This window comes from Pararcticibacter amylolyticus (assembly GCF_003130405.1).
Classification (GTDB): domain Bacteria; phylum Bacteroidota; class Bacteroidia; order Sphingobacteriales; family Sphingobacteriaceae; genus Arcticibacter; species Arcticibacter amylolyticus.
The window spans coordinates 1-337 of the sequence record NZ_QEAS01000136.1 but is presented as its reverse complement, the minus strand read 5'-3'; the positions used below and the strand labels follow the sequence as shown (position 1 = coordinate 337).

The 337-nt window shown below is 57.0% G+C and carries 1 pseudogene; it reads right to left on the bottom strand.

The annotated features are described in order from the left end of the window. Positions 1–337 (bottom strand): annotated as a pseudogene (locus DDR33_RS25420) (hypothetical protein); the annotation flags it as partial.

Sequence of the window (337 nt, the reverse complement as noted above, 5' to 3'; positions counted from 1 at the left end):
TCTTCAGCCGCTGAAGGTTGTCGTACTCAAAACGGTAGCTCCGCTCTTTGGGACTGCCCCCCTGGGGGTCTTTGGCCTTCCATTTGACGGCCGAGATCATCCCGTTATAATAAGGGCTGCTGCCGATGGCGGCTTCCTGCTGGTCGTAAAGGACCTCCATGCCGAACACATCGTTGGTGTCGTCGTTGCGGTCATCGGCCGTCAGGCTGCTGTTGTTGATGGAGGTCAGCTGGCCCCGGATGTTATAGCGGTAGTCGACCGACTGCAGGTAGCTGGAACCGCTGTTGGTGGAATGCAGTTTCTTGTCCACCACCTGCCCGAGCTCGTTATATTCGTA